The following is a 21,800-nucleotide window of genomic DNA, read 5'->3' as shown; positions in this document are numbered from 1 at the left end:
ATCAATATCGGGCTTTGATTTCGGTGCGCGCAATTTCTTTCGCTTTTTGGCGTTCGCGCAAAAAGACGAACAGCCCGGCCCCTATGATCATCGACATGCCCAGCCAAACCACTGTCCCCGGCAATTGTCCCCAGATTAACCAGCCCCAGAATACGGCCATCGGCAGGCCGACATATTCAAATGGGGCGACAGTTGCTGCGTCGGCAACCCGATAGGCTTGGGCCAGGCAATAGGCAACGATTCCCGAGTTCAAGCCAAGCCAAATCACAAAAACCCAATCTTCGTTCGCAGGCCATACCCAGGCACGCAAAAGAAAACTTAGACTGGGGTTGTCTGTCCCCGCTACGAAGCGCCCATCACCTGCAACCAGATAGAAGCCAACGGAGACGAGGATGAACATGCCTTGGATATAGGTTGCCAGCGCCGAGGCCGACGTCGTTGCGCCGAGTTTTCGTGTCATGAGTTGGTTCAATGCATAGGCAAGCGCTGAAAGAACCGGCAGCATCAATACAAGCCGATTTGCATCCATCGTGTCGCTACCTTGCCAATGCCGTTGCATGACGACGACGCCAACAAATCCGACGACGACTGCGCCGATCCGCAACGGACCGACTTTCTCGCCAAGGACCGGGATAGAAAGGACGGTAATGAACAGTGGCGCAGCAAAGAATAGCGCTGTCGCATCGGCAAGCGGTGCTGCGGCGAGTGCAACAAAGAAGGTCATGTTTGATATCACGACCAAAAGACATCGCACGGTATGCAAAAATGGATGGCGTGTTCGCAAAATTCCGACGCCACCTTCGAAATATACCAGCGCTAGCGATAGAACCATGCCGATCGACGACCTCAGGAACACTATCTCGTGCAAGGGATAATCGCCAGAAAACTGCTTGATCAGCATGTCGTTGACAGAAATCGCAAACATGCCACAAATGATAAAGGCGATACCGGCGGCTGACCGGTTTTGTTGTACATGTGACACGGTAGGCTCTCCCAGCGAACGACTTGATGTTTTGCCAAGTAGAAACACCGCTATCATAAGGATTTTGGATTTCCCAATCTCAATATCGGAGTTGTACCTGTTGCGCAGGTCTGCCTTCTGGCGCAAGGTTTTGACCGGATACGCACGACGGCAGAGGAGGTGCAGGCATGCACATGAGTGATACTCGGGAGATCCAGGCGACACCTGCGGAAGTTTATGCGGCGTTACTGGACCCTGCTGTTCTCAAAGAATGCGTGTCTGGCGCGCAAGAGGTCACCGGAAACCCGGAGGACGGTTATGAAGCGACCGTTGTTCAAAAGGTTGGTCCGGTCAAGGCAACCTTCAAAGGCACCGTGACCATGTCCGGCATGTTGAAAAACGAGCGTCTTACCATCGCCGGGGAAGGAAAGGGAGGCGCTGCCGGTTTCGCAAAGGGCGAGGCGGCGGTGACATTGGCTCCGGCCGATGGTGGTGGCACTGTGTTGTCCTATGATGTCGATGCAAAGGTTGGAGGAAAGCTTGCACAGTTGGGAAGCCGACTGATCGACGGGTTTGCCAAGAAAATGGCGGATCAGTTTTTCGAGAACCTTCAGGCACATCTCGAAGGCCCGGCTGAACTGGTGGAAGAGTTAGACGAGCCTGCCAGAAAGAAAGGCTGGCTTGGTAAGCTGACAGGTTCGTCCTGAATTTGCGCAATCGCGCAAGCTTCTGTGCGCAAATGGCCTGTTCTGTCAGCCCGGCGCGCGATAGGGTCTCCGGCAGAACGGGGAACAGGCATGTCAACCATTTTGTCCATCAAGAACCTGCGCAAGTCTTATGCTGACGGTTTTGAGGCGTTGAAAGGCGTCACGCTCGACATCGAGGAAGGTGAGATTCTTGCCTTGCTCGGGCCAAATGGCGCCGGCAAAACCACATTGATTTCCACGATTTGCGGCATCACTACCCCATCGTCGGGAACTGTGACTGTTGGTGGTTATGACATTCAGAACGATTTTCGATCGGCCCGTCGAATGATTGGCCTGGTTCCGCAAGAGATTGCGCTTGAACCGTTCGAAAAGGTCTGGAACACGGTCCGGTTCTCGCGCGGGCTGTTCGGGCATCGGATGGATGATGCAAAGATCGAGGGTATCCTGCGCAAACTCTCGCTTTGGGACAAGCGCAAGAACGCTATCAAGGAACTGTCCGGCGGCATGAAACGAAGGGTGCTTATTGCCAAGGCGCTGGCGCATGAGCCGCGTGTCCTTTTTCTGGACGAACCTACCGCAGGCGTGGATGTGGAACTGCGCAAGGACATGTGGGATATCGTAGCTGAACTGAAGCAGAGCGGCGTCACCATCATCCTGACCACACATTATATCGAAGAGGCCGAGGCAATCGCCGACAGGGTAGGCGTCATCAACAAAGGCGAGTTGCTGTTGGTGCAGGACAAGAGCACCCTTATGGCGCAGATGGGCCAAAAGCAGATTGAGGTGATGCTGACTGAGCCGATCACTGCGGTTCCCGAAAGTCTTAGCCATCACAAACTGTCACTAAGCGGGAATGGCGAAGCGCTGGTCTATACGTATGATACCCATGCCGAGCGGACCGGTATCACTACGTTGCTGAACGACGTTGCAGAGGCGGGACTTGTTCTGAGAGATGTGCAGACACGACAATCCAGCCTGGAAGAAATCTTTGTCAATCTGGTGTCGGGGGACATGCAATGAACTGGGCCGCAATCGCTGCGATCTACCGCTTCGAGATGGCACGTTTCTTTCGCACGCTGGCGCAAAGCTTTTTGTCGCCGGTGATTTCCACATCGCTCTATTTTGTGGTTTTTGGAACAGCTATCGGCAGTCGCATTCAGGAAGTCGAAGGCGTCTCCTATGGTGCGTTCATTGTTCCTGGTCTGATCATGCTATCAGTTGTCATGTTGTCGATTTCGAACGCGTCGTTTGGCATCTACTTTCCCAAATTCCTTGGAACGATTTATGAATTGCTGTCCGCGCCCGTGAACTTCTTGGAAATCGTTATCGGCTATGTCGGAGCGGCCGCGACAAAGGCGTTGTTTGTCGGGCTGGTGATTCTGGTCACATCGACCTTCTTTGTCGATATCCGGGTAGAGCATCCCTTGGCCATGGCTGCGTTCCTGATTTTGTCGTGCCTCAGCTTTGCGCTGCTCGGGTTTATCGTTGGCATCTGGGCAAGTAACTTCGAACAGATGTCTCTTATCCCGCAATTGGTGGTGACGCCGTTGATTTTTCTTGGCGGCACGTTTTATTCCATTTCTATGCTTCCTCCGGTCTGGCAGACGATTACACTCTTCAACCCGGTGGTTTATCTGATCTCGGGATTTCGGTGGTCGTTCTATGGATTGGCCGATGTACCCATCGGGTTCAGCCTGCTGGCCATAGTCGTGTTTACCGGAATTTGCCTTGGAATCATCTGGTGGATCTTCAAAACAGGTTGGCGTCTTCGTAGCTGAAATCGCACGGGGGCGTTGCATTTTTGCCCTCCGATTGTTTGAATTTGGTTCACGTTTCGCTTCTGTCACGTGGGGCGTCTTGTTTACGGCTTGGCCGCACTCTACATCGGCATCCATGAACTTTCGCCTGCCGTTTCTAAAAAAACCGCCAGTTGTGGCCGTGGTCCGTTTGTCCGGTGCCATCGGGATGGCCGGGCGTGCGTCGCTGAATGACAATGCGCTGACACCAGTGCTGGAGAAGGCATTTCGCAAGGGTAAACCCGTTGCGGTGGCACTGGAGATCAACTCGCCGGGTGGTTCGCCGGTGCAAAGCTCACTGATCGGTGCCCGCATCCGGCGTTTGAGTGAAGAACTGAAAATCCCGGTTTTCGCCTTTGTCGAGGATGTGGCAGCCTCGGGCGGTTATTGGCTCGCTGTCGCGGCGGATGAAATCTGGGCTGATGACAGCTCGGTTCTGGGGTCCATCGGCGTGATTTCCGCCGGGTTCGGAGCGCATGTATTTCTGGCGCGACAGGGGATTGAACGTCGCGTGCACACCGCAGGAAAGTCCAAATCGATGCTGGATCCTTTCGCGCCGGAAAAAGAGGATGATGTCGAACGACTCAATGTCCTTCTCGAAGACATTCATGCTAATTTCATCGCTCATGTTCGAAATCGCCGCGGAGACAAATTAAACCGGGGCGAGGACTTGTTCACCGGTGAGGTCTGGTTGGCCAAGCGAGCAACCGAACTTGGCCTGATCGACGGAGTTGGTCATCTGAAGCCCAAGATGCAGGAACGATTTGGCCAGAAGGTCAAGTTTCGACGCTATGGCGTGCGCCGCCCGATCTGGACGCGGTTTGGGGCACAGGTGGCGCAGGATGCTATCGCTGGCGTAGAGGAACGCGCAGCCTACGCGCGTTTCGGGCTTTGACGTGATCATCAAGGCTGTCACCCTTTTTCTCATTGGCATGGCCGTTCTGGCGATGTTCGGAAAACTCAGGTTTCCCGGGCAAAAGCGGTTGGCGTCAGCGCGGTGCAAGCGCTGTGGACGTTTTCGGATCGGCAAGGGTCCCTGTGCCTGCGAAAAAGGGGGGCGGACATGACCGCATGGGTATTATCAGCGCTGGGCCTGTTGATTCTGTTGCTGGCTGGCGATGCGCTGGTTCGGGGGGCGGTAAATCTCAGTTTGCGCCTTGGAGTTCCCGCGTTGATCGTGAGCCTGACCATCGTCGCGTTCGGGACTTCTGCGCCGGAACTCCTGATTGCGATCAAGGCGGTGCAGGAAAATGCACCGGGTATTGCACTAGGCAACGTCGTCGGTTCGAATACAGCCAATATCCTGCTGGTTCTGGGCATACCCGCTATGCTTGCCACCCTTCACACTAGCGAGTGCAATACGCGGCGGAACTATGTGTTCATGCTGATCGCGTCCGTACTGTTCATTGCGCTGGCATTCTGCGGTACGTTCACGCTGGCCAGTGGGGCCATCCTGTTGGTGGGATTGTTCTTGATCCTGATGAACGCCTTTCGGCAGGCGCATGCGCACCGCAAGGCTTGCAACGGCGCTTGTGCGGACGAGGAAGGTCTTGAAACGCTGGAAGAAGCTGATCCGGACATGCCGTATTGGCGCGTCGCTGTTTACTTGATTCTTGGATTGATTGGTTTGCCGATGGGGGCGCATCTGTTGGTGGACAATGCCGCCATCATCGCCCGAACCTACGGTGTCAGCGAGACTGTGATCGGCCTGACTTTGATTGCTGTTGGCACTTCTTTGCCTGAACTGGCGACGACTGTCATGGCAGCCCTCAGGCGTCAGGCCGACGTAGCACTTGGCAACGTGATTGGTTCGAACATGTTCAACCTGTTGGCCATTGTCGGGATTGCCACTCTGTTTGGAAACATTGAGGTTGATCCGGAGTTTCTGGAATTCGACCTGTGGGTCATGCTGGGGGCATCGCTTTTGTTGATCCCCTTTGTGTTTCTCCAGCAGAACATCACCCGTTTTTGGGGGCTTGCGCTGACGGGGCTCTACGGGATTTATGTGGTTGCCGTACTGACCTGAGGTCTCAGAAACAGGGAGATTTGCATGACCCGAGCTCTCGTGACCGGCGCCGGACTGCGTTTGGGTCGTGCCATGGCCCTGTACCTTGCTGATCGCGGTTTCGATGTCGTCGTCCACTATGCGCGCTCGCAAGAGCAAGCGGAGGACACCGTGCGGGCGATATCGGCCAAAGGGCGCACAGCAATAAGCTTGCAGGCGGATCTTTTGGATGAGGTACAGACAGTGGCCTTGTTGCCTCGTGCAGCAGAAGCACTGGGAGGGCCGATCACCTGTCTTGTCAATAACGCATCTATCTTTGAATACGACAACATTCATACCGCGACTCGGCAGAGTTGGGATCGTCACATGGACAGCAATCTGCGCGCGCCGTTTGTACTGACGCAGGCGATGGCGAGGCAAGGGTTGGCCCACAGGATGGATGAGTTTGGTGAACCCGTTGCGTCGGGTCTCATTGTCAACATGGTAGACATGCGGGTAAGGAAACCAACGCCCGAGTTCATGACTTACTCATTGGCCAAAATGGGGCTTTGGGCTTTGACGCGCACGGCGGCTCAAGCATTGACGCCAGCCATCCGTGTGAATGCTATTGGTCCCGGACCCACGTTGCAGGGACATCGGCAAAGCGACGCACATTTTTCTGCCCAAAGAGCGAATACGATCTTGGAACGGGGCGCGCACCCGTCTGACATTACCGCCGCGTTGGGATATTTTCTGGACGCCCCGGCAGTCACCGGGCAGTTACTTTGCGTCGACGGCGGACAGCATTTGGGATGGCGTACACCGGATGTTCTGGGACCCGAATAACGAGTATACGCTGCAAGTTTTGCACCGCTCTCAAAAGCGTTACCGATACGTTACAAAAATGTCTTTTGTTTCATATACTTGTCAGGCCATCAAAAAAATACATCGAAGAATCAAGCGGTTATGATAATGCCTATTTTTTGTGCAACTCAAGGAAGGCACCTGTAAACAAGGAAAAATCCCGATGCCCCAAAAGTTATCGGCACACTTATCCACAGAAATCGTGGATTTGTTTTCTCTTGAAATCGGTGCTCCAAGATTGCAGCCATGGCCAGAGAATCATAGTTCAAGGCAATGACGCACCACGGCGACGATATTCCTGCAATCCCACAGACAGGCTATGCCTGTATTCAGGGATACATGAAAACTCTGGACAGTTCACCCGGTGTATATCGGATGCTCGATGCTGACAGTCGGGTGCTTTATGTCGGCAAGGCGCGGAACTTGCGGGCACGGGTTTCGAACTATACCAGGCCGGGTCATTCAGGGCGGATCGAGCGAATGATAGCGGCCACCGCTTCGATGATGTTTCTGACTACCAAGACTGAAACCGAAGCGTTGCTGCTAGAACAGAACCTGATCAAGCAACTTAAGCCCAAATACAATGTGCTGCTGCGCGACGACAAAAGCTTTCCCAATATTCTGGTGGCCAAGGATCACCCCTTTTCCCAGATCAAGAAACACCGTGGCGCGAAGAAGGAAAAGGGCGCCTATTTTGGTCCCTTTGCCAGTGCGGGAGCCGTGAACCGCACGCTGAACCAGCTGCAAAAGGCCTTTCTTCTGCGCAACTGTTCGGATTCGATGTTTGATAGCCGTACGCGACCTTGTCTGCTTTACCAAATCAAACGTTGTTCAGGACCATGTGTTGGACTGATCTCCGAAGCGGACTACCGTGAAAGCGTCAAGGATGCCGAACGGTTTTTGTCCGGTCGGTCGACCAAGGTGCAAGAGGATTTGGCAGCACAGATGATGGCAGCATCGGAGGCGATGGAATTTGAGCGCGCCGCCAGCTTGCGCGACCGCATACGGGCACTGACGCAGGTGCAGACGAGTCAGGGTATCAATCCTCGCGGTGTCACCGAAGCGGATGTCATCGGACTCTACATGGAAAGCGGGCAGGCTTGTGTTCAGGTATTCTTTATCCGCGCCAACCAGAACTGGGGCAACAAGGACTTTTATCCGCGTGTTGGGCCGGACGTTTCGCCTGCCGAAGTGATGGAGGCTTTCCTTGGCCAGTTTTACGACAACAAGGAACCGCCCCGGCAATTGATCCTGTCCGACGAAATTGAAAACGCTGACTTGATGCAGGAGGCCTTGACGGGAAAAGTTAGACGCAAGGTCGAAATCCTGGTCCCCCAACGTGGCGAGAAGCATGAGTTGGTGACCGGTGCACTAAGAAATGCGCGCGAGTCTCTTGCCCGCCGCATGTCCGAAAGTGCTACGCAAGCCAAGCTGTTGCGCGGCATTGCCGAGGCGTTTGAACTGGACGGGCCGCCGAACCGGATCGAAGTCTATGACAACTCACATATTCAAGGCACAAGCGCGGTCGGCGGCATGATTGTGGCCGGGCCGGATGGGTTCATGAAAAACGCCTATCGCAAATTCAATATCCGTGGCGACGACCTGACACCGGGCGACGATTTTGGAATGATGAAAGAAGTTCTAGGCCGCCGCTTTTCCCGGTTGCTGAAAGAAGACCCGGACCGGGACAAAGGGTTGTGGCCGGATTTGCTTCTGATCGACGGTGGTTCTGGACAGGTCGGTGCTGTGCACGAGATAATGTCCCAACACGGGGTCGAGGATATTCCGATAGTAGGTGTCGCAAAGGGAATAGACCGCGACCACGGCAAAGAGGAGTTCCACCGCATTGGCCAGCGCCCTTTTGCGCTGAAACGCAATGACCCGGTGCTGTATTTCATCCAGCGCTTGCGTGACGAAGCACACCGGTTTGCTATCGGCACCCACCGTGCCAAACGGGCCAAAGCCGTCGGCGCGACCCCGTTGGACGAAATCCCCGGTGTGGGTATGGCCCGCAAGCGGGCACTTCTGACTCATTTCGGCAGTGCCAAGGCTGTCAGCCGGGCAAATTTGGCAGACCTTAAAGCGGTCGAAGGGATATCAGCCGGGTTGGCGCAAAAGGTGTATGATTTCTTCCACGACAAGGGTTAGGCCCGCCGCCCGCGCCACAGTATATAAAGCCCCGAGGTCACGATCAGCGCGCTTCCGATCCACATGTTTCGATCCAGGCTTTCGCCGAACATTATCACGCCCAAAACAATACCGAACAGCAAACGCGTGTAGCGGAACGGGGTGACGGCCGAAACCTCGCCCGTGCGCATCGCTTTCATCAGTGCGGTATAGGCTATTACCCCCATCAGAACCGCGCCGCTCAGATGCTGGCATGTGTGCAAGCTAAGCGGTGCAATTGGCGCAACTTCCCATAATCGATAGACAAGACCTGCAACGATGATGCTAAGAAAGCCATAAAATCCAAGAACTTCAGCCCCCAAGGTGGTCGGGGCCGCGCGACTGGCCAGATCGCGTCCGGCAAAGCCCAGCATGCCCAGCACCGCCAGAATCGACAGGGCAGAAAAACTGTTACCAGTTGGTTGCAAAAAAAGGATGACACCGATCATGCCGACGATAATGGCGCTCCACTGTCGCCAGCGAACGGTTTCGCCAAAAAACAGCGCCGCCCCCGCGACCACGACAAGAGGCGTGGCTTGCAAGATGACGGTAGCCGAGGACAAGGGTGTCAGGGCGATGGCCAGAAAATAGAACAACCGGCCAAGTACTTCGAACACCCCCCTTACCTTCATCGGGCGTGACAGCACATCGGGTTGAAACAGACGAACCCTGCGTACCTGCGCCACGCCCGCGAAAACAACGGCTCCGCCAGCACCAAACAGTACTAAAACCTGCCAAATTGGCAAAGAGGCAAAGGCCGCCTTCAGCAGCGAGTCTTCCAGTGCAAAGCCCGCCATCGCGGCAATCATCCAAAGACTGCCGGCAAAATTTGATCGGGCATCGGTTCGGATTTGGGTAGTCACGATGCGCTTTCTGGCTTGGCTCTGTCGCGCAAACTGGCTGCAATATTGGCAAAGGCCAACCCGTATCGTTCAGAGGCTTCACGACTGCGGCGCTTTGACCAAGCTTCTGTGATAAGTCGAGTTTTTTGGCACTTTGGCTTTTCTGTCCGTAACCGCCGATGTAGGGTCCGCTGCATGAAATGGAACTTGCCCAATATCCTGACTGTTCTGCGCCTTTTGGCTGCCCCCGGGCTGGCTGTGATGTTTTTGTACTTTACCCGGCCGTATGCGGATTGGTTCGCGTTGCTTCTATTCGTGACCGCCGCAGTCACCGACTGGTTCGACGGATATTTGGCCCGGGCGTGGAAACAGGAAACCAAGATGGGTGCGATGATGGACCCGATCGCCGATAAGGCAATGGTAGTCATCGCATTGATGATTATCGTCGGGTATTCCGCTGAACATTGGACACCCTGGTTGGTGCTGCCTGCCACGTTCATCCTGTTTCGCGAGGTTTTCGTTTCCGGTTTGCGCGAGTATCTTGGTGATGTCTCAGGCACGCTCAAGGTGACTAAGCTTGCCAAGTGGAAGACAACATCACAGATGATTGCCATCGCGGTTTTGTTCGGTCAGGGGATATTCGAGCACTACCTGGTGATGTCCTCGTTCGGGATGGATCAGCAGTTGGTCGAACAGATCATGACCAGGCAGGTGGAAGACCTTCACGGCTTGCGCTGGAAATACCACGGTATGGTCTGGGCTGGGCGTGTTGGTCTGTGGTTGCTGTGGATTGCAGCCGGTCTGACGTTGATCACCGGCTATGATTACCTACGTAAAGCTATGCCGCATCTGAAGGATACGTAAGACATGGACATTCTGTATTTCGCCTGGGTTCGCGAACGCATCGGATTGCCGAAAGAAAGAGTTGAAACCAATGCGGCGACTGTTTCGGAATTGGTCGATGAGTTGCGGATGCGCGAGGTCCGGTACGAAGTGGCTTTTGCCGACCTCTCGGCGCTTCGGGTGGCTCTGGATCAGGAGCTTTCGGATTTTGATGCCTCTTTGTCCGGCGTCAGAGAGGTTGCGTTCTTTCCGCCCATGACCGGAGGGTGATTTCCGTGCGCGTAGCTGTTCAGGAAGAACCCTTCGATCTAGGGACAGAAGTCAGTTCTTTCGCTGCCAGAGGAGCGGCAAACGGTGCCATCGTGACGTTCACAGGGGTGGTGCGTGATCTTGCGGAGGACGATCTCGCCGTGATGGAGATCGAGCATTACCCCGGTATGACCGAGAAAGCATTGTCGAAAATCGCTCTGGAAGCGAAAGAACGTTGGGCATTGGGTGATGTTCTAGTCATCCATCGTTATGGCCGGCTCGCACCCGGTGACCGGATCATGATGGTCGCCACTGCGGCCCGCCATCGCAAGGATGCCTTCGAGGCTGCCGAGTATTTGATGGACTACCTGAAGTCTCGGGCACCGTTCTGGAAAAAGGAAATCACAGCTGGTGGCGCTGGTTGGGTTGCAGCCAAGGATGAAGACGAAGACGCTTTGGCCCGTTGGTAGTTCGGTTGTTCCCTGGGTAAAACTAGCCTTTGTGCTTAGCCTGCCAATTGTACCCTTAACTCTTCGGCTTCTTGCCGTGCCGCTCGCAATCCATCCATCGCCGCGGACAGTTCCGCTTCTGTCTGTGTTAACTGATTGGTTAATTCGGCTTCGCGCTGCTGAAGATACGTGATCGCCTGATCGCGGGTTTCTTCCGCTTCGTGCAACTCCCGACTCATACGGTCCAGATCAGCCACGTCGCTTTGGCGAACACGGGACAGCCGGTGAACCAGCCAGTTGGTGAACCAGCCCAGTGAAAACGCCACGAACAGGATGATCGCGGTGGCGATAATGAATTCGGTTCTGTTCATGTCACTGATCCTCTGCCTGCTCTTGCGATGTGTTGTCCGCCTGTTTCCCGGTCGGCCGCTCTTTTGCCTGTTCCGCCGCCTCCAGCCCGGTCTTACGCTCGGTCACGGGTTCAGGGCGAACCAGCCTGAAATCGATCCGCCGATTCTCTTCGCGGCCTTCTTCGGTCCCGTTATCCCCGATCGGCTGGCTTTCGCCATAGCCGATCGCGGCGAAACTCGACGTTGGCACGCGCCGGGCGCGCAGTTCGTTGAGAATAGACTGCGCGCGCGCTTGGCTAAGTTTCTGGTTCATCTCTTCGCGGCCCTGGCTGTCGGTGTGGCCTTGAATTTCCATCCGGATTGGTCCGCATTCTCTCAGGATGTTCGCAATTCGGTTCACCGTTTCCAAGGAGTCGGTCGACACCGTGGTAGAGCCGGGTTCGAATGTGATTTTGTTGCCTTGCTGAATAACGGCTATGTCTGCTTCGCACACTTCCGGGTCCGGCAATGCATCCTCGGGTTCGGGCAGGGGTTCGAAACTGATGTCCAGCTTGAAGTCCTGAGCCTCGCCTAGTTTGTCGGATAGCAACCGTGATATGTCTGCATTTGCATCTTCGTCATGACTCATGCCGCGGATGATGACTGTTTCCACTGTTACCGAAAGAGATCCATTGTGAAGGCGAGACAAGGCGTCGAGACCGGCAAGAACTCGGACTGACCAGTCGGCGGGCAAATCAGGCACGACGCGAGTGGCCATGTGTACGGCTTCTGATCCGAATGCGGCCTTGGCATAACTGTCGACCATCTCCCTCAGCAATTCGTCTCCCAGGCGTCCGCGCAGTTGCACCAAACCCTCGGGGCTACGTGTCGCAGTAAACTCCAATACCTCGGCGGCAGTTTTGACTTCAGGTTCGGGCAGAACGGCGTGCAGTGCGAACACGTCGGGCAAGCTGTTCTCCAACTCTCCGACGACCCTGTCAAACGTCGACTGATCCGTTCCTTGCTGCGCGACCAGCGTGATATCCGCGTCCGCTATTGTGACGCTGCCACGTCCAAGCTCGGCCAGGGCACCGATGCTGAGCTCTGCAGCGCTTGCCCACCGCGGAGACGGAACACCCAATCCGATAGTGCAGTTGATCTTGCCGGTAAGGCCAACACGATGTGCGGCGGCGATAATGCGATCCCTTGCTGTTTCGTCTTGTGCCGAACACGCGTCGAAACGCCCTCCTGATTCGTCGATCAGATAACGAAGAGTGAAAGGGGTGATAACCGGGCGGGGGGCTGAAATCGCAAGTCCGATGCGCAAGCTCGGCGGTGCGGCCTTTGTGAGTTCCTGCTCTAGACGCACCTTTTCCTTGGGACTGTCCGCGATTGCCGTGACCTTGACCAGCCCGCCGCTGGCAGAAACCTTAGCGCGGGGTAACCGGGATAGCGCGGAAATGGCATAAGCAAGCGCATCGTCCCACCCCCTCGGCTTGGGATAGTCCGCTGTCTCCATCAAATCCGATACCCGTGCTTGCCGGTCCAAGGCTTGCAGGGATGAAATGAGTCCTTCGCGATCCTCGGTTGCGGGGATCAGGCCAATAACGGATATCCCGCTGTCATTGCGCAGAATTTCCGCTGAAAATCTGGGTGGTGCCAGATCGGCGGTCGGCGCAATATCCAACTCGTCGATGACGCGGGAAGGGTCAACTTCGGCACCCGCAACCGTTAGGGCATTGAAACGGGCACCTTCGTCAGCGGCGGTTCCAGTCAAAATGACTCGTAACCCGTCGGCTTGAACCTCCGCCCAGTTGTGCCCCTTCAGGTCCAGCGCCCGCCGAATAGACGCTTCGGAACTTTGCTCGACAGCGGTTACGGCAAAGCTAGCGCCAAACAGACACAGTCCGGCCGCCATCACAAATGTCAGAGCGACCACGAGGGAAAAGGGAACTCGCATATGCAGATCGGGTATCTCGTCATGCTTTTGGCCGGGAGTCTTACAACCGCCCGGCCCAAGGTGCAATCACAGCAGCAGTGCAATCCCGAAGAAGATCAGCGGAATAAGGCCGGTGTCGCGGTTGGCGCGAAAAAGCTGCAGCAGTTTGGCGTTATTCTCGATATCGAGGCCTCGCAGTTGCCACGCCATATGCCAGCCCATCGCCCAAGGCCCCGCAATCGCAAGAACCATTGCCATGATCGACGCATCGGGCAGGGCCGCCTCGATCACGGCCAATCCCATCAGGCTGACGGTGGCAATCAGAAAGTACTTCAGCCATTTCGCGGTATCGGTGCCAAACAGGCGGGCTGTAGACTTGATGCCGATAAGTTCGTCGTCTTCAGTATCCTGATGCGCATATATCGTGTCATAAAAAAGGGTCCACGATATGCCGGCCAAATACAGAAGAATAGCGGGCCAGCCCACTGTGCCACTGTGGGCGGCCCAGGCCAGCAGGGCGCCCCAGTTGAAGGCCAGACCAAGAAACACCTGTGGCCACCATGTGAAGCGTTTGGCAAAGGGATAGATTGTGACGGGTAACAGCGAAAGAACACCCATAGCAATTGCTGCCATGTTGAACGTCAAAAGAATCATCAAGGCAAGCAGGCACTGTACCACCATCCAGATCACCGCTTTTCGAACCGTGACCTGCCCTGAGGGAATGGGTCGCGAGCGTGTTCGTTCCACCTTGCCGTCGAAATCCCGATCGGAAATGTCGTTCCAAGTGCAGCCCGCACCGCGCATAAGAAAAGCTCCAAGAGCGCATCCGATGCCGATCCACAAATCCGTCCATTCGGGATCCCCACCATCCAGAACAGCAAGGGCCAACCCCCACCAGCAAGGGATCAGCAACAGCCACGTTCCAATGGGACGATCCGCGCGAGACAACCGGAGATAGGGCCGGGTAAAGGCGGGGGCGTGGGTGTCAACCCAGTTGTCCTTGATCGCGTCGGCGACTTGTCCGTCTGGTGTTGGGGCTTTGCCTTGCATATGTAGGGTCTCATGAGTGCGAAAATCAGGCTGTATGTAGAGCACCGATTGGGTGCGGGGCAATCGGTTCCTTTGACGCGCGAACAGGCGCATTACCTGTTCGGCGTGATGCGCCTTGGCATTGGCGCTCCTGTTGCCCTGTTCAACGGGCAGGACGGTGAGTGGCAGACCGAGGTGTTGGAAACTGGAAAGAAGGGTGGCGTATTGCGATGCATCCAGCAGACACGCACGTTGCAGATGCCCCCGGATTTGTGGCTTCTGTTCGCGCCCATCAAAAAGGCACGAACCGATTTCATCGTGGAAAAGGCCGCCGAGATGGGAGCTGCACAAATCATTCCGGTTCAGACGGATTTCACCAATTCCGAGCGCATACGTCAGGATCGACTGCAAGCTCACGCGATCGAGGCTGCCGAGCAATGCGGCGGAACATTCGTTCCCAAGGTCAGCGACCTGACAAAACTGGATCGGTTGCTGGATCAATGGCCTGAAGGCCGCCGACTGATGTTCTGCGACGAGGCCGAGGCCGGATCGGCCTTGCGCCTGGCGAAAAGTGAAAAAGGCCAACCCTGGGCGATTCTCATTGGCCCTGAAGGTGGATTTTCAGAAAAGGAGCGCACCCGGTTGTCCACATTGCCCTTTTCCCATGTGGTCAGCCTTGGCCCTCGTATCTTGCGTGCAGATACGGCTGCGGTTGCCGCAATGACCTTATGGCAGCAGGTATTGGGGGACTGGAGGTGACGGCACCTCGCCTGCATGTGCTGACGGCCATTAACTCGGACCGTGCAGTGGTCCTGCGACGCGGGCCGAGCGATCAGGTGGCATCCATTCTTTGGGACCGAAAAAAAGACACCATTGAATTGGGTCAATGGCTTAATGGGCGCATTCACGAGTACCGCTCGGACATTTCGCCAGACGGGAAATATCTCGTCTATTTCGCCGGGCGCGGGGGGCGGTGTTGGACGGCCGTGTCGCGGGCGCCCTGGTTGCGGGCAATTTCCTATTGGCCTCAGTCGCACAGCTGGCATGGAGGAGGTGCATTTACTGAAATCGGCGCACTGTGGCTGAATGGAGCGGAAGCGCCAGCTGAAATGCAAGATGGATTGCGGCCTGCCGCTACAGATGCGTTTTCCCATTCCACCGACGGGTTTCACATGGGCGGACTGGTGGCCGAGAAAATGCGCCTTCGTGGCTGGACGCACGATTGTGGCGACCGGTACGAGACGATCCTGCGCAAACCCGTATCAAGCGGTTGGGCTTTGCAATGCGGGTTTCGTATTGGGGAAAAGAACCGGGCTTTGGTATCCAGCAATTATGCCCTGATAGGCCCTGGAACCAACGCGGTTGTTGATCTGCCGGGTTGGGAATGGGCCGATCTTTGGCAAGGAGAAATTCAATGGGCCGAAAAAGGCGTGTTGTGGCAGGCCCGATTGGCAAATGATGGAGGCCTTGAAGATCGTGTCCAGAAGTACGATTTCACTGACATGACCTACGATGCGATCAAGGCGCCCTACAAGGGTGTTCAGGGAAGCCCCGAAACATGAGCTTTGTTCGTCCCGAAGCCAAGGCGGCCATGTGGCGCTGGCGCGAGATTCTGGTTGCTGCTGCGATGATGCTGGTTGGTATCAGCTGGATTGGTGGTCCGGGCGGGTTATTGGGCTGGCTGGGTTGGGTGTTGATTGTCGTTTCAGTCGCGTTGACGGTCATAGGTATTCAGCGGGGACGGTTTCGCAACGGTGCAGGTGGGCCCGGTGTCGTTTCGGTTGACGAAGGCCAGATTTCCTATCTGGGTCCTCTGACTGGCGGAGTGGTCGCCGCGCGTGAACTGGAGCGTTTGGCGCTTGATCCAACCACTCAGCCCGCGCATTGGGTGTTGGAGCAACCAGGTCACCCCAGCCTTCACATCCCGGTCAATGCCGAAGGTGCCGAGGCGCTTTTTGACGTCTTTTCGTCCCTTCCCGGAATAAAAACCGAACAGATGCTGTCGGAGCTTTCAGGACGCGCGGTTCACCCGGTCGTGATCTGGGAACGTCATCCTTCTCGTCCACAGGGGTTGCGGTTGCATTGACACCGGAGGCGTTTACCCTCAGGACTTCCCCCTACATTTTCTAGAGACCCAGCATCGGAGCGCGGCCTATGTCTATCCCTCAGTCCGGCGGAGGACCGATTGAACGCCATGAACAACTGGCCGAATACCTGGCGGATGGATGCAAGCCCAAGGTCGAGTGGCGCATCGGAACCGAGCATGAAAAGTTCGGCTATTGCAAGGACACGCTCAAGCCGCTCCCATACGAGGGGGAACGCTCGATTCAAGCCGTGCTTGAAGGGTTGCGCGACTTGCATGGTTGGGCACCATTGGAAGAAGGCGGTAAGCTGATCGGGCTGACCAAGGACGGTGCCAACGTTTCGCTCGAACCGGGTGGTCAACTGGAACTCAGCGGAGCGCCGCTGGAAACGATCCACGAAACCTGTGACGAGGTGAACGCGCATCTGCGTGACGTCAAGGATATCGCTGACAAGATCGGCGTGGGCTTCATCGGTCTGGGCGCGGCCCCGATCTGGCGGCACGAGGACATGCCGTTGATGCCCAAGGGCCGCTACAAGCTGATGGACAGTTATATGCAAAAGGTCGGCACCATGGGCACCACCATGATGCGGCGGACCTGTACGGTTCAGGTCAATCTTGATTTCGCCTCCGAAGCGGACATGGTGCAGAAACTGCGCGTCGCCATCGCGTTGCAACCGGTGGCCACGGCATTGTTCGCCAACTCGCCGTTCCTTGACGGCAAGCCCAATGGTCATAAATCGTGGCGTTCTCGGGTATGGCGCGACCTGGATGCCGACCGTACCGGGATGGTACCTTTTGTCTTCGAAGAAGGTTTCGGATTCGAACGTTGGGTGGAATATGCGCTCGATGTTCCGATGTACTTTGTCTATCGCGATGGGAAATACATCGACGCGCTGGGCCAGTCGTTCCGTGACTTCCTCAAAGGCGAACTGCCCGCATTACCGGGAGAGACGCCGACATTGTCCGATTGGGCGGATCATCTGACTACTCTTTTTCCTGAGGCCCGGATCAAGAAGTTTATCGAAATGCGCGGTGCCGATGGCGGTCCGTGGCGCCGCTTGTGTGCGCTACCTGCATTCTGGGTCGGGCTGACTTATGAACAATCATCGCTGGATGCGGCGTGGAATCTGGTGAAAGGCTGGGACGCCGAAACCCGTGAGGAGTTGCGCATCGCAGCCAGTAGAGATGGTCTGCAAGCCCAAGTGAATGGTATCAAAATGCATGATCTGGCGCGCGAAGCCGTGGCAATTTCCGAGGCTGGTCTCAAGGCGCGCGCTCGACCCGGTGCCGGAGGACTGGTGCCAGATGAGGCCCATTTCCTCAATGCATTGAAGGACAGCATCGAAACCGGCAAAGTACCGGCAGACGAGTTGCTGGCGCATTACAATGGCGATTGGGATGAAGACCTGACGCGAATTTACCGGGCGTTCAGCTATTGAGCACCTCTGCGGTTACTGTAACCGTGTGTGGCCACACTACCTGAATCCGGTAGTGCGGCCCTCGTTCACTGTCAGAACCGGTAAGCCAGACGAATTTGGAACGTGGTTGCGTCCACATCGACGCCGGTCGAGTTGAAATTGTCAAACTCGTGATAAAGCAATTCGCCGGCAAGGCTTATGTTGGGCACGATGATCTGTTCATATCCTGCGCCGATGAACCAACCGTCATCACTTCCAAAGTTGTCGGTTCCGGCTTCGGCATAGCCTGCAACGCCGTAAAGCAGGCTGTCGGGGTTGATCTTGTATCCCGCCCGCGCTTTCAATCGCCAGACATCCTCGACAGTGGCGGCCCCGGACAGATCGACGTCGGTCCAGTCATAGTCGAACCCGGCGCCAGCGACCCAGGTGCCAAAGTCATAGTCATATCCAAGGATGATACCGCCAATAACACCGTCACCGTCCAGCCCAGATACACTGGTGTCGACGTCGGCATAGCCGATCTCCGCCCCCGCATAAAAGCCGCTCCAATTGCCCGAAGATTGCGCCAACCCCGGCCCCGTCGCCAATGTTGCCAAGGTCGAAACAAGTACCAATTTTCCCGTCATCTCAGTGTCCTTTCGTACAAATGCATTCTTGGGATGTGCATCGGCTCAAAGGGTAGGCCCACTCCGATACACCCCGATCCGCAAAGCGGATCACTGGATTCCCACTTATTCCGAACATTTGATGAGCAGTGCCAGAATCTGTTGGCCCTGCAGGTCCATTAATCAGGACTCATTGATAATCGACAGATTATCCTTCTCAATCAACGGATGCAAATCTCAAGCGGCGGCAGTATGACCTGCCGCCGAAATATCGTGTTTTCTCGGCAAGTTATTGCTGCTGCAACGCCGCCGGGTCTTTGTCTGCGATGTCTTCCCAGTTGACACTGGCTTTTTCGATAAAGCCGGGAATATCGCCTTCCCATTTCTGCTGAATTTCTTCCGACAGGTTCAGGTAGAGCTTGTTGTCGACGATTTTCCAGTAGTTTGGATCGCCGTCAAACTTGAAGCCCATCGCCGTGCCAAAGGCGCAATACCCGCCATAAGCCGGAAGATACGCTTCGGGGTTGGCTTCGAACGCGGCCTTGTTTTCTTCAGAGGCAAAGCGGTACAGGGCATCGTCATGCAGCGTGGTGATTTTCCAGTTCCCCTTGGTTGCCTCGCCTTCGGTGAAATAAGCAACCGGGTCATAGCCCTGCATTGCCAAACCCGTTGAAGACGCATTGATTTCCACGCCCGCTGCCAGTGACGAACTTGCCAGCGCGACCGACAGTACGACGCCACTGAGGAGTGTTTTGATCTTGTTCATGGATTTACCTTTTTATGCGCTGGCCGACCCGCCGAAATTTCGCTCAGCCAACTATGTGAAGACATGAAGTGCCGCGAAATCTGCGTCACGCAACTCGAGTTGGGACGCGCACTGTTCACGTTCAAAACAAACAATTGTGTATGTGCGAGAGCGAAATGAGATTGTGCGGAAATAGAGAGTTCCAGCTTGTGATCAACGACTTGGAACCAGACCGACCACAAAGTCCACGACTTTCTTTGCGGGCATTTCACAAGGGCGCAGAAGGGTCTTGCCGTTTGACAAGATGTAAAGGTTCAAGCTGATATAGTCGGTGCCGCCTAACTCGTGAGCGACAAGCTTGTGCGATCGTTTCCCAGCCAGTTCGGTCCGACTGGCGATATATCTGCGGCCCTGCGACTTTCCCTGAAAACTGCCCGAAGGTAACGCAAAGAAGGCGTCCAAAAATACCTGCGGCGCTTTCAAGAGCGTCCGATCTTCGGTTCGGTCCCGGCCTTGATGCGAGAGATATTTGCTGAATGGCGCCAAAAGATAAGCAACGTCAGGAGAATTCCCAGCAAAAAAGCAGTCCCGTGGTCGAGGACCAGCAGCCAAATCGTCGACGAAGCCGCAGCGGCAAGCGCGCCCATTGATGAAATACGTGTCACCAGTGCAGCGACAAGCCAGGTCAGGCAGCAGGCAAGTCCCACTGGCCAGGCAAGTGCCAGCCAAATACCCAAAAAGGTCGCCACCCCCTTGCCACCCTTGAAGCCAAGCCAGATCGGGAAACAATGCCCAACAAAGGCGCTCAATGCGGCAAGCTGTGCCGCGTCCTCTCCCGTAATGGCGCGGGCTAGCAAAACAGCGGCGGCGCCTTTTCCGGCATCGAACAGCAACGTCAACGCGGCAGCAGCCTTGTTGCCTGTGCGCAGGACGTTGGTGGCACCGATATTGCCCGATCCGATCTGACGCAGGTTTCCAAGCCCCATGATCTTGGCCACGATCATGCCGAAAGGAACGGACCCCAATCCATATCCAATCACAGCCAAGATCAGGAGTTGGGCCATAGTGTTTTCGATGGGCGGCATTACGCTCTCCGGTAAACTTCTTTGCCTGCGACATAGGTTGCCGCAACCCTACCTTGCAAACGCTGGCCGTCAAACGGAGTATTCTGCGATTTCGATTTCAAAGTGAAACGGTCGAGCACAAATGGCACATCCGGATCGAACAACACCAAATCCGCGGGTGCACCTTTGGAAAGCCTGCCGCATTCCAACCCCAGCCGTTTTGCCGGGTTCAACGCCATGGCGCGGAATAACGTCGACAGATCAAGTTGTCCGGCGTGGTAGAGGCGCAGCGCAGCGGGCAACAGAGTTTCAAGCGCGACCGCACCCGAGGCGGCCTCTTCGAAGGGCAGACGTTTGCTCTCCTCGTCCTGCGGAGTGTGCATCGAACTGATAATGTCGATCAGCCCTGTCCGTACGGCCTCTATCACGGCTTGCCGGTCGTCTTCCGAGCGCAACGGCGGCTTGATCTTGAAGAAGGTGCGATAGTCGGCCACGTCCAATTCGTTCAGGGTCAGATGGTGGATCGAGGTTCCGGCGGTGATGTCCAGCCCGTTGCGTTTGGCCCGTTCCAGCGCGGGCAGGGCGCGGGCGGTGGTGATCTGGTCGGCATGATAGGCCGCCCCGGTCATCTCCAGCAGGGCAATGTCACGGTCCAGCCCCATACGTTCTGCCATCGGCGAGACCGAGGGCAGGCCATATAGCGTGGCAATTTTGCCGCTGGTCGCGGCGGCGCCATTGCTCAGGCCCGGTTCCTGCGGATGGGCGATAACCAGTGCCCCGCATGAACGTGCATAGGTCAGCGCGCGCGAGAAAACCTTGGTGTTGGCGACCACATGATCGCAATCGGTGAAAGCGACCGCACCGGCATCCAAGAGGAACCCGATTTCGGTCATTTCGCGGCCCTCGCGGCCTTTGGTGAGCGCAGCCATCGGCAGAACGTTCACCGGCGTATCTGCCTGTGCCCGTCGCGTAACGAATTCCAGCGTCTCCGGCGTGTCGATGGCGGGTGTCGTATCCGGGCGTGTGATGATCGTGGTCACGCCGCCCGCCGCCGCCGCCTGGCCGGCGGACCTGTAGCTCTCCTTGTGCCGCTCCCCCGGTTCGCAAACCTTGACACCAATATCGACGATACCGGGCGCGAGGCATTTGCCGCCGCAATCTACGGTCTGCCCATCAGAACTCGGCGCGTTCCCTTCACCGCGGGCGATGATCCTGCCATCGGCTACCTGCAGCCAGCCGGTCGAGTCTGTCTTGGCCTCCGGGTCGATCAGGCGGGCATTGGTGAAGAGAATAGAAGTCATTGTGTGGCCTCTCGGGCTTGGTTCAATGCCTGAAATGCGGCATCCGGATCGGATAGATGATCGAAGGAGAAATAAGGGTGGCGACTGAACAAAACCGCTCGCCGTGCAATTCGGAAGTTCAGGAAACGGTCAATTTTCAAAGCTTTAGACTTGAGGTCTTTATTGAGCAGTCTCGCATTTTCCGAGGTAACGACATAAACTTTTTGCGCACGAACGTAACGATCTGCATAAAGCAGAAACCCAAATCCTATCGTGCAACAAGAAGTCATCCAAAAATCTCTGGCGGTTGCAAAGATCCAAGGGCTTGCCAGCCACACGAAGGCAATCAGACCAATTCCGGCCTTGTAGACCCAGCCGACCCGGGGCGGGAAAAAACCCTGATCCGGTTTTCCGATCCACAAAATCTCTTCTGTCTCGGGAATT

The 21,800-nt window shown here is 56.0% G+C and carries 24 protein-coding genes; 14 read left to right on the top strand and 10 right to left on the bottom strand.

Translation table 11 applies throughout. The features are described from left to right. Nucleotide 1: 1 nt before the first annotated feature. Complete coding sequence (locus tag AC2FLX_RS07155; RefSeq protein ID WP_496809676.1) at nt 2–982, bottom strand: DMT family transporter; 981 nt, start codon at nt 980–982, stop codon at nt 2–4. Nucleotides 983–1,149: 167 nt separating this feature from the next. Between AC2FLX_RS07155 and AC2FLX_RS07150 the strand changes: the two genes are divergently transcribed. The 7 genes from AC2FLX_RS07150 to uvrC all read left to right on the top strand — a co-directional run bounded on the left by AC2FLX_RS07150 (nt 1,150) and on the right by uvrC (nt 8,460). Then, nucleotides 1,150–1,668 (top strand): SRPBCC family protein, encoded by a 519-nt coding sequence (locus tag AC2FLX_RS07150; protein WP_496809677.1) that lies wholly within the window; start codon nt 1,150–1,152, stop codon nt 1,666–1,668. A gap of 90 nt (nt 1,669–1,758) precedes the next feature. After that, entirely contained in the window at nt 1,759–2,688 is a 930-nt protein-coding gene (locus tag AC2FLX_RS07145; protein ID WP_480748641.1) for an ABC transporter ATP-binding protein, read from the top strand. Then, nucleotides 2,685–3,446: an ABC transporter permease gene (locus tag AC2FLX_RS07140; RefSeq protein WP_480748642.1), complete on the top strand. Its 762-nt coding sequence runs from the start codon at nt 2,685–2,687 to the stop codon at nt 3,444–3,446. Before AC2FLX_RS07145 ends, AC2FLX_RS07140 begins: the two co-directional genes overlap by 4 nt. 115 nt (nt 3,447–3,561) lie before the next feature. Beyond that, nucleotides 3,562–4,359 (top strand): S49 family peptidase, encoded by a 798-nt coding sequence (locus tag AC2FLX_RS07135; RefSeq protein ID WP_496809678.1) that lies wholly within the window; start codon nt 3,562–3,564, stop codon nt 4,357–4,359. Between the two features lie 168 nt (nt 4,360–4,527). Beyond that, nucleotides 4,528–5,490 carry a calcium/sodium antiporter gene (locus AC2FLX_RS07130; RefSeq protein ID WP_480748644.1) on the top strand — a complete coding sequence of 321 codons (963 nt, stop codon included), beginning with the start codon at nt 4,528–4,530 and terminating at the stop codon, nt 5,488–5,490. 24 nt (nt 5,491–5,514) lie between these two features. Next, complete coding sequence (locus AC2FLX_RS07125) at nt 5,515–6,294, top strand: SDR family oxidoreductase (RefSeq protein ID WP_496747396.1); 780 nt, start codon at nt 5,515–5,517, stop codon at nt 6,292–6,294. Between the two features lie 291 nt (nt 6,295–6,585). Next, nucleotides 6,586–8,460 carry an excinuclease ABC subunit UvrC gene (gene uvrC, locus AC2FLX_RS07120; protein ID WP_496747397.1) on the top strand — a complete coding sequence of 625 codons (1,875 nt, stop codon included), beginning with the start codon at nt 6,586–6,588 and terminating at the stop codon, nt 8,458–8,460. Here the strand turns inward: uvrC and AC2FLX_RS07115 are convergent. Beyond that, entirely contained in the window at nt 8,457–9,341 is an 885-nt protein-coding gene (locus AC2FLX_RS07115) for a DMT family transporter (protein WP_496809679.1), read from the bottom strand. The two genes, uvrC and AC2FLX_RS07115, sit on opposite strands and share 4 nt — an antisense overlap. 174 nt (nt 9,342–9,515) lie before the next feature. On the opposite strand from AC2FLX_RS07115, the gene pgsA reads away from it, so the two are divergent. Genes pgsA through AC2FLX_RS07100 form a run of 3 tightly spaced genes read left to right on the top strand, consistent with a single transcriptional unit; the run spans nt 9,516 to nt 10,882 of the window. Next, nucleotides 9,516–10,184, top strand: a complete 669-nt coding sequence (gene pgsA, locus AC2FLX_RS07110) for a CDP-diacylglycerol--glycerol-3-phosphate 3-phosphatidyltransferase (protein ID WP_496809680.1) — start codon at nt 9,516–9,518, stop codon at nt 10,182–10,184. Between the two features lie 3 nt (nt 10,185–10,187). Continuing rightward, the gene (gene moaD / locus AC2FLX_RS07105; RefSeq protein WP_480748649.1) at nt 10,188–10,433 is read left to right on the top strand and encodes a molybdopterin converting factor subunit 1; all 246 of its coding nucleotides are present in this window, start codon (nt 10,188–10,190) and stop codon (nt 10,431–10,433) included. A gap of 5 nt (nt 10,434–10,438) precedes the next feature. Then, a complete protein-coding gene (locus AC2FLX_RS07100; RefSeq protein ID WP_496747399.1) occupies nt 10,439–10,882 on the top strand; it encodes a molybdenum cofactor biosynthesis protein MoaE in 444 nt (147 codons plus the stop codon). 35 nt (nt 10,883–10,917) lie between these two features. Here AC2FLX_RS07100 and AC2FLX_RS07095 read toward each other — a convergent pair whose 3' ends face one another. The 3 genes from AC2FLX_RS07095 to ubiA form a co-directional block, all read right to left on the bottom strand. Further along, nucleotides 10,918–11,232 (bottom strand): hypothetical protein, encoded by a 315-nt coding sequence (locus AC2FLX_RS07095; RefSeq protein WP_496747401.1) that lies wholly within the window; start codon nt 11,230–11,232, stop codon nt 10,918–10,920. 1 nt (nt 11,233) lies between these two features. Beyond that, nucleotides 11,234–13,150 (bottom strand): OmpA family protein, encoded by a 1,917-nt coding sequence (locus tag AC2FLX_RS07090; protein ID WP_496807384.1) that lies wholly within the window; start codon nt 13,148–13,150, stop codon nt 11,234–11,236. Nucleotides 13,151–13,216: 66 nt separating this feature from the next. After that, the gene (ubiA, locus tag AC2FLX_RS07085; RefSeq protein ID WP_496748351.1) at nt 13,217–14,179 is read right to left on the bottom strand and encodes a 4-hydroxybenzoate octaprenyltransferase; all 963 of its coding nucleotides are present in this window, start codon (nt 14,177–14,179) and stop codon (nt 13,217–13,219) included. A 12-nt stretch (nt 14,180–14,191) separates the two neighbouring features. Here ubiA and AC2FLX_RS07080 point away from each other — a divergent pair, with 12 nt between their 5' ends. The 4 genes from AC2FLX_RS07080 to AC2FLX_RS07065 all read left to right on the top strand — a co-directional run bounded on the left by AC2FLX_RS07080 (nt 14,192) and on the right by AC2FLX_RS07065 (nt 17,683). After that, nucleotides 14,192–14,917: a 16S rRNA (uracil(1498)-N(3))-methyltransferase gene (locus AC2FLX_RS07080; RefSeq protein WP_480748654.1), complete on the top strand. Its 726-nt coding sequence runs from the start codon at nt 14,192–14,194 to the stop codon at nt 14,915–14,917. Then, nucleotides 14,914–15,720: a hypothetical protein gene (locus AC2FLX_RS07075; protein ID WP_496809681.1), complete on the top strand. Its 807-nt coding sequence runs from the start codon at nt 14,914–14,916 to the stop codon at nt 15,718–15,720. Before AC2FLX_RS07080 ends, AC2FLX_RS07075 begins: the two co-directional genes overlap by 4 nt. Then, entirely contained in the window at nt 15,717–16,244 is a 528-nt protein-coding gene (locus tag AC2FLX_RS07070; RefSeq protein ID WP_496809682.1) for a hypothetical protein, read from the top strand. The genes AC2FLX_RS07075 and AC2FLX_RS07070 overlap by 4 nt, the downstream gene beginning before the upstream one ends. A 68-nt stretch (nt 16,245–16,312) precedes the next feature. Beyond that, nucleotides 16,313–17,683, top strand: a complete 1,371-nt coding sequence (locus tag AC2FLX_RS07065; protein ID WP_496809683.1) for a glutamate--cysteine ligase — start codon at nt 16,313–16,315, stop codon at nt 17,681–17,683. 71 nt (nt 17,684–17,754) lie between these two features. On the opposite strand, the gene AC2FLX_RS07060 is transcribed toward AC2FLX_RS07065, so the two are convergent. The 5 genes from AC2FLX_RS07060 to AC2FLX_RS07040 form a co-directional block, all read right to left on the bottom strand. Next, on the bottom strand, nt 17,755–18,288 hold the full coding sequence (locus tag AC2FLX_RS07060; protein ID WP_480748658.1) for an outer membrane protein: 534 nt from the start codon (nt 18,286–18,288) through the stop codon (nt 17,755–17,757). Between the two features lie 268 nt (nt 18,289–18,556). Beyond that, nucleotides 18,557–19,033 carry a YHS domain-containing (seleno)protein gene (locus AC2FLX_RS07055; RefSeq protein ID WP_496809684.1) on the bottom strand — a complete coding sequence of 159 codons (477 nt, stop codon included), beginning with the start codon at nt 19,031–19,033 and terminating at the stop codon, nt 18,557–18,559. A 458-nt stretch (nt 19,034–19,491) separates the two neighbouring features. Beyond that, the gene (plsY, locus tag AC2FLX_RS07050; protein WP_496809685.1) at nt 19,492–20,097 is read right to left on the bottom strand and encodes a glycerol-3-phosphate 1-O-acyltransferase PlsY; all 606 of its coding nucleotides are present in this window, start codon (nt 20,095–20,097) and stop codon (nt 19,492–19,494) included. Continuing rightward, on the bottom strand, nt 20,097–21,377 hold the full coding sequence (gene pyrC / locus AC2FLX_RS07045) for a dihydroorotase (protein WP_496748353.1): 1,281 nt from the start codon (nt 21,375–21,377) through the stop codon (nt 20,097–20,099). The genes plsY and pyrC overlap by 1 nt, the downstream gene beginning before the upstream one ends. Beyond that, the gene (locus AC2FLX_RS07040) at nt 21,374–21,778 is read right to left on the bottom strand and encodes a hypothetical protein (protein WP_496748354.1); all 405 of its coding nucleotides are present in this window, start codon (nt 21,776–21,778) and stop codon (nt 21,374–21,376) included. The genes pyrC and AC2FLX_RS07040 overlap by 4 nt, the downstream gene beginning before the upstream one ends. Between the last annotated feature and the right edge of the window lie 22 nt (nt 21,779–21,800).

Source organism: Ruegeria sp. YKSF57 (genome assembly GCF_059612585.1).
Note: the sequence above shows the minus strand (reverse complement) of the source record. Positions and strands in the feature narration are given on the sequence as shown.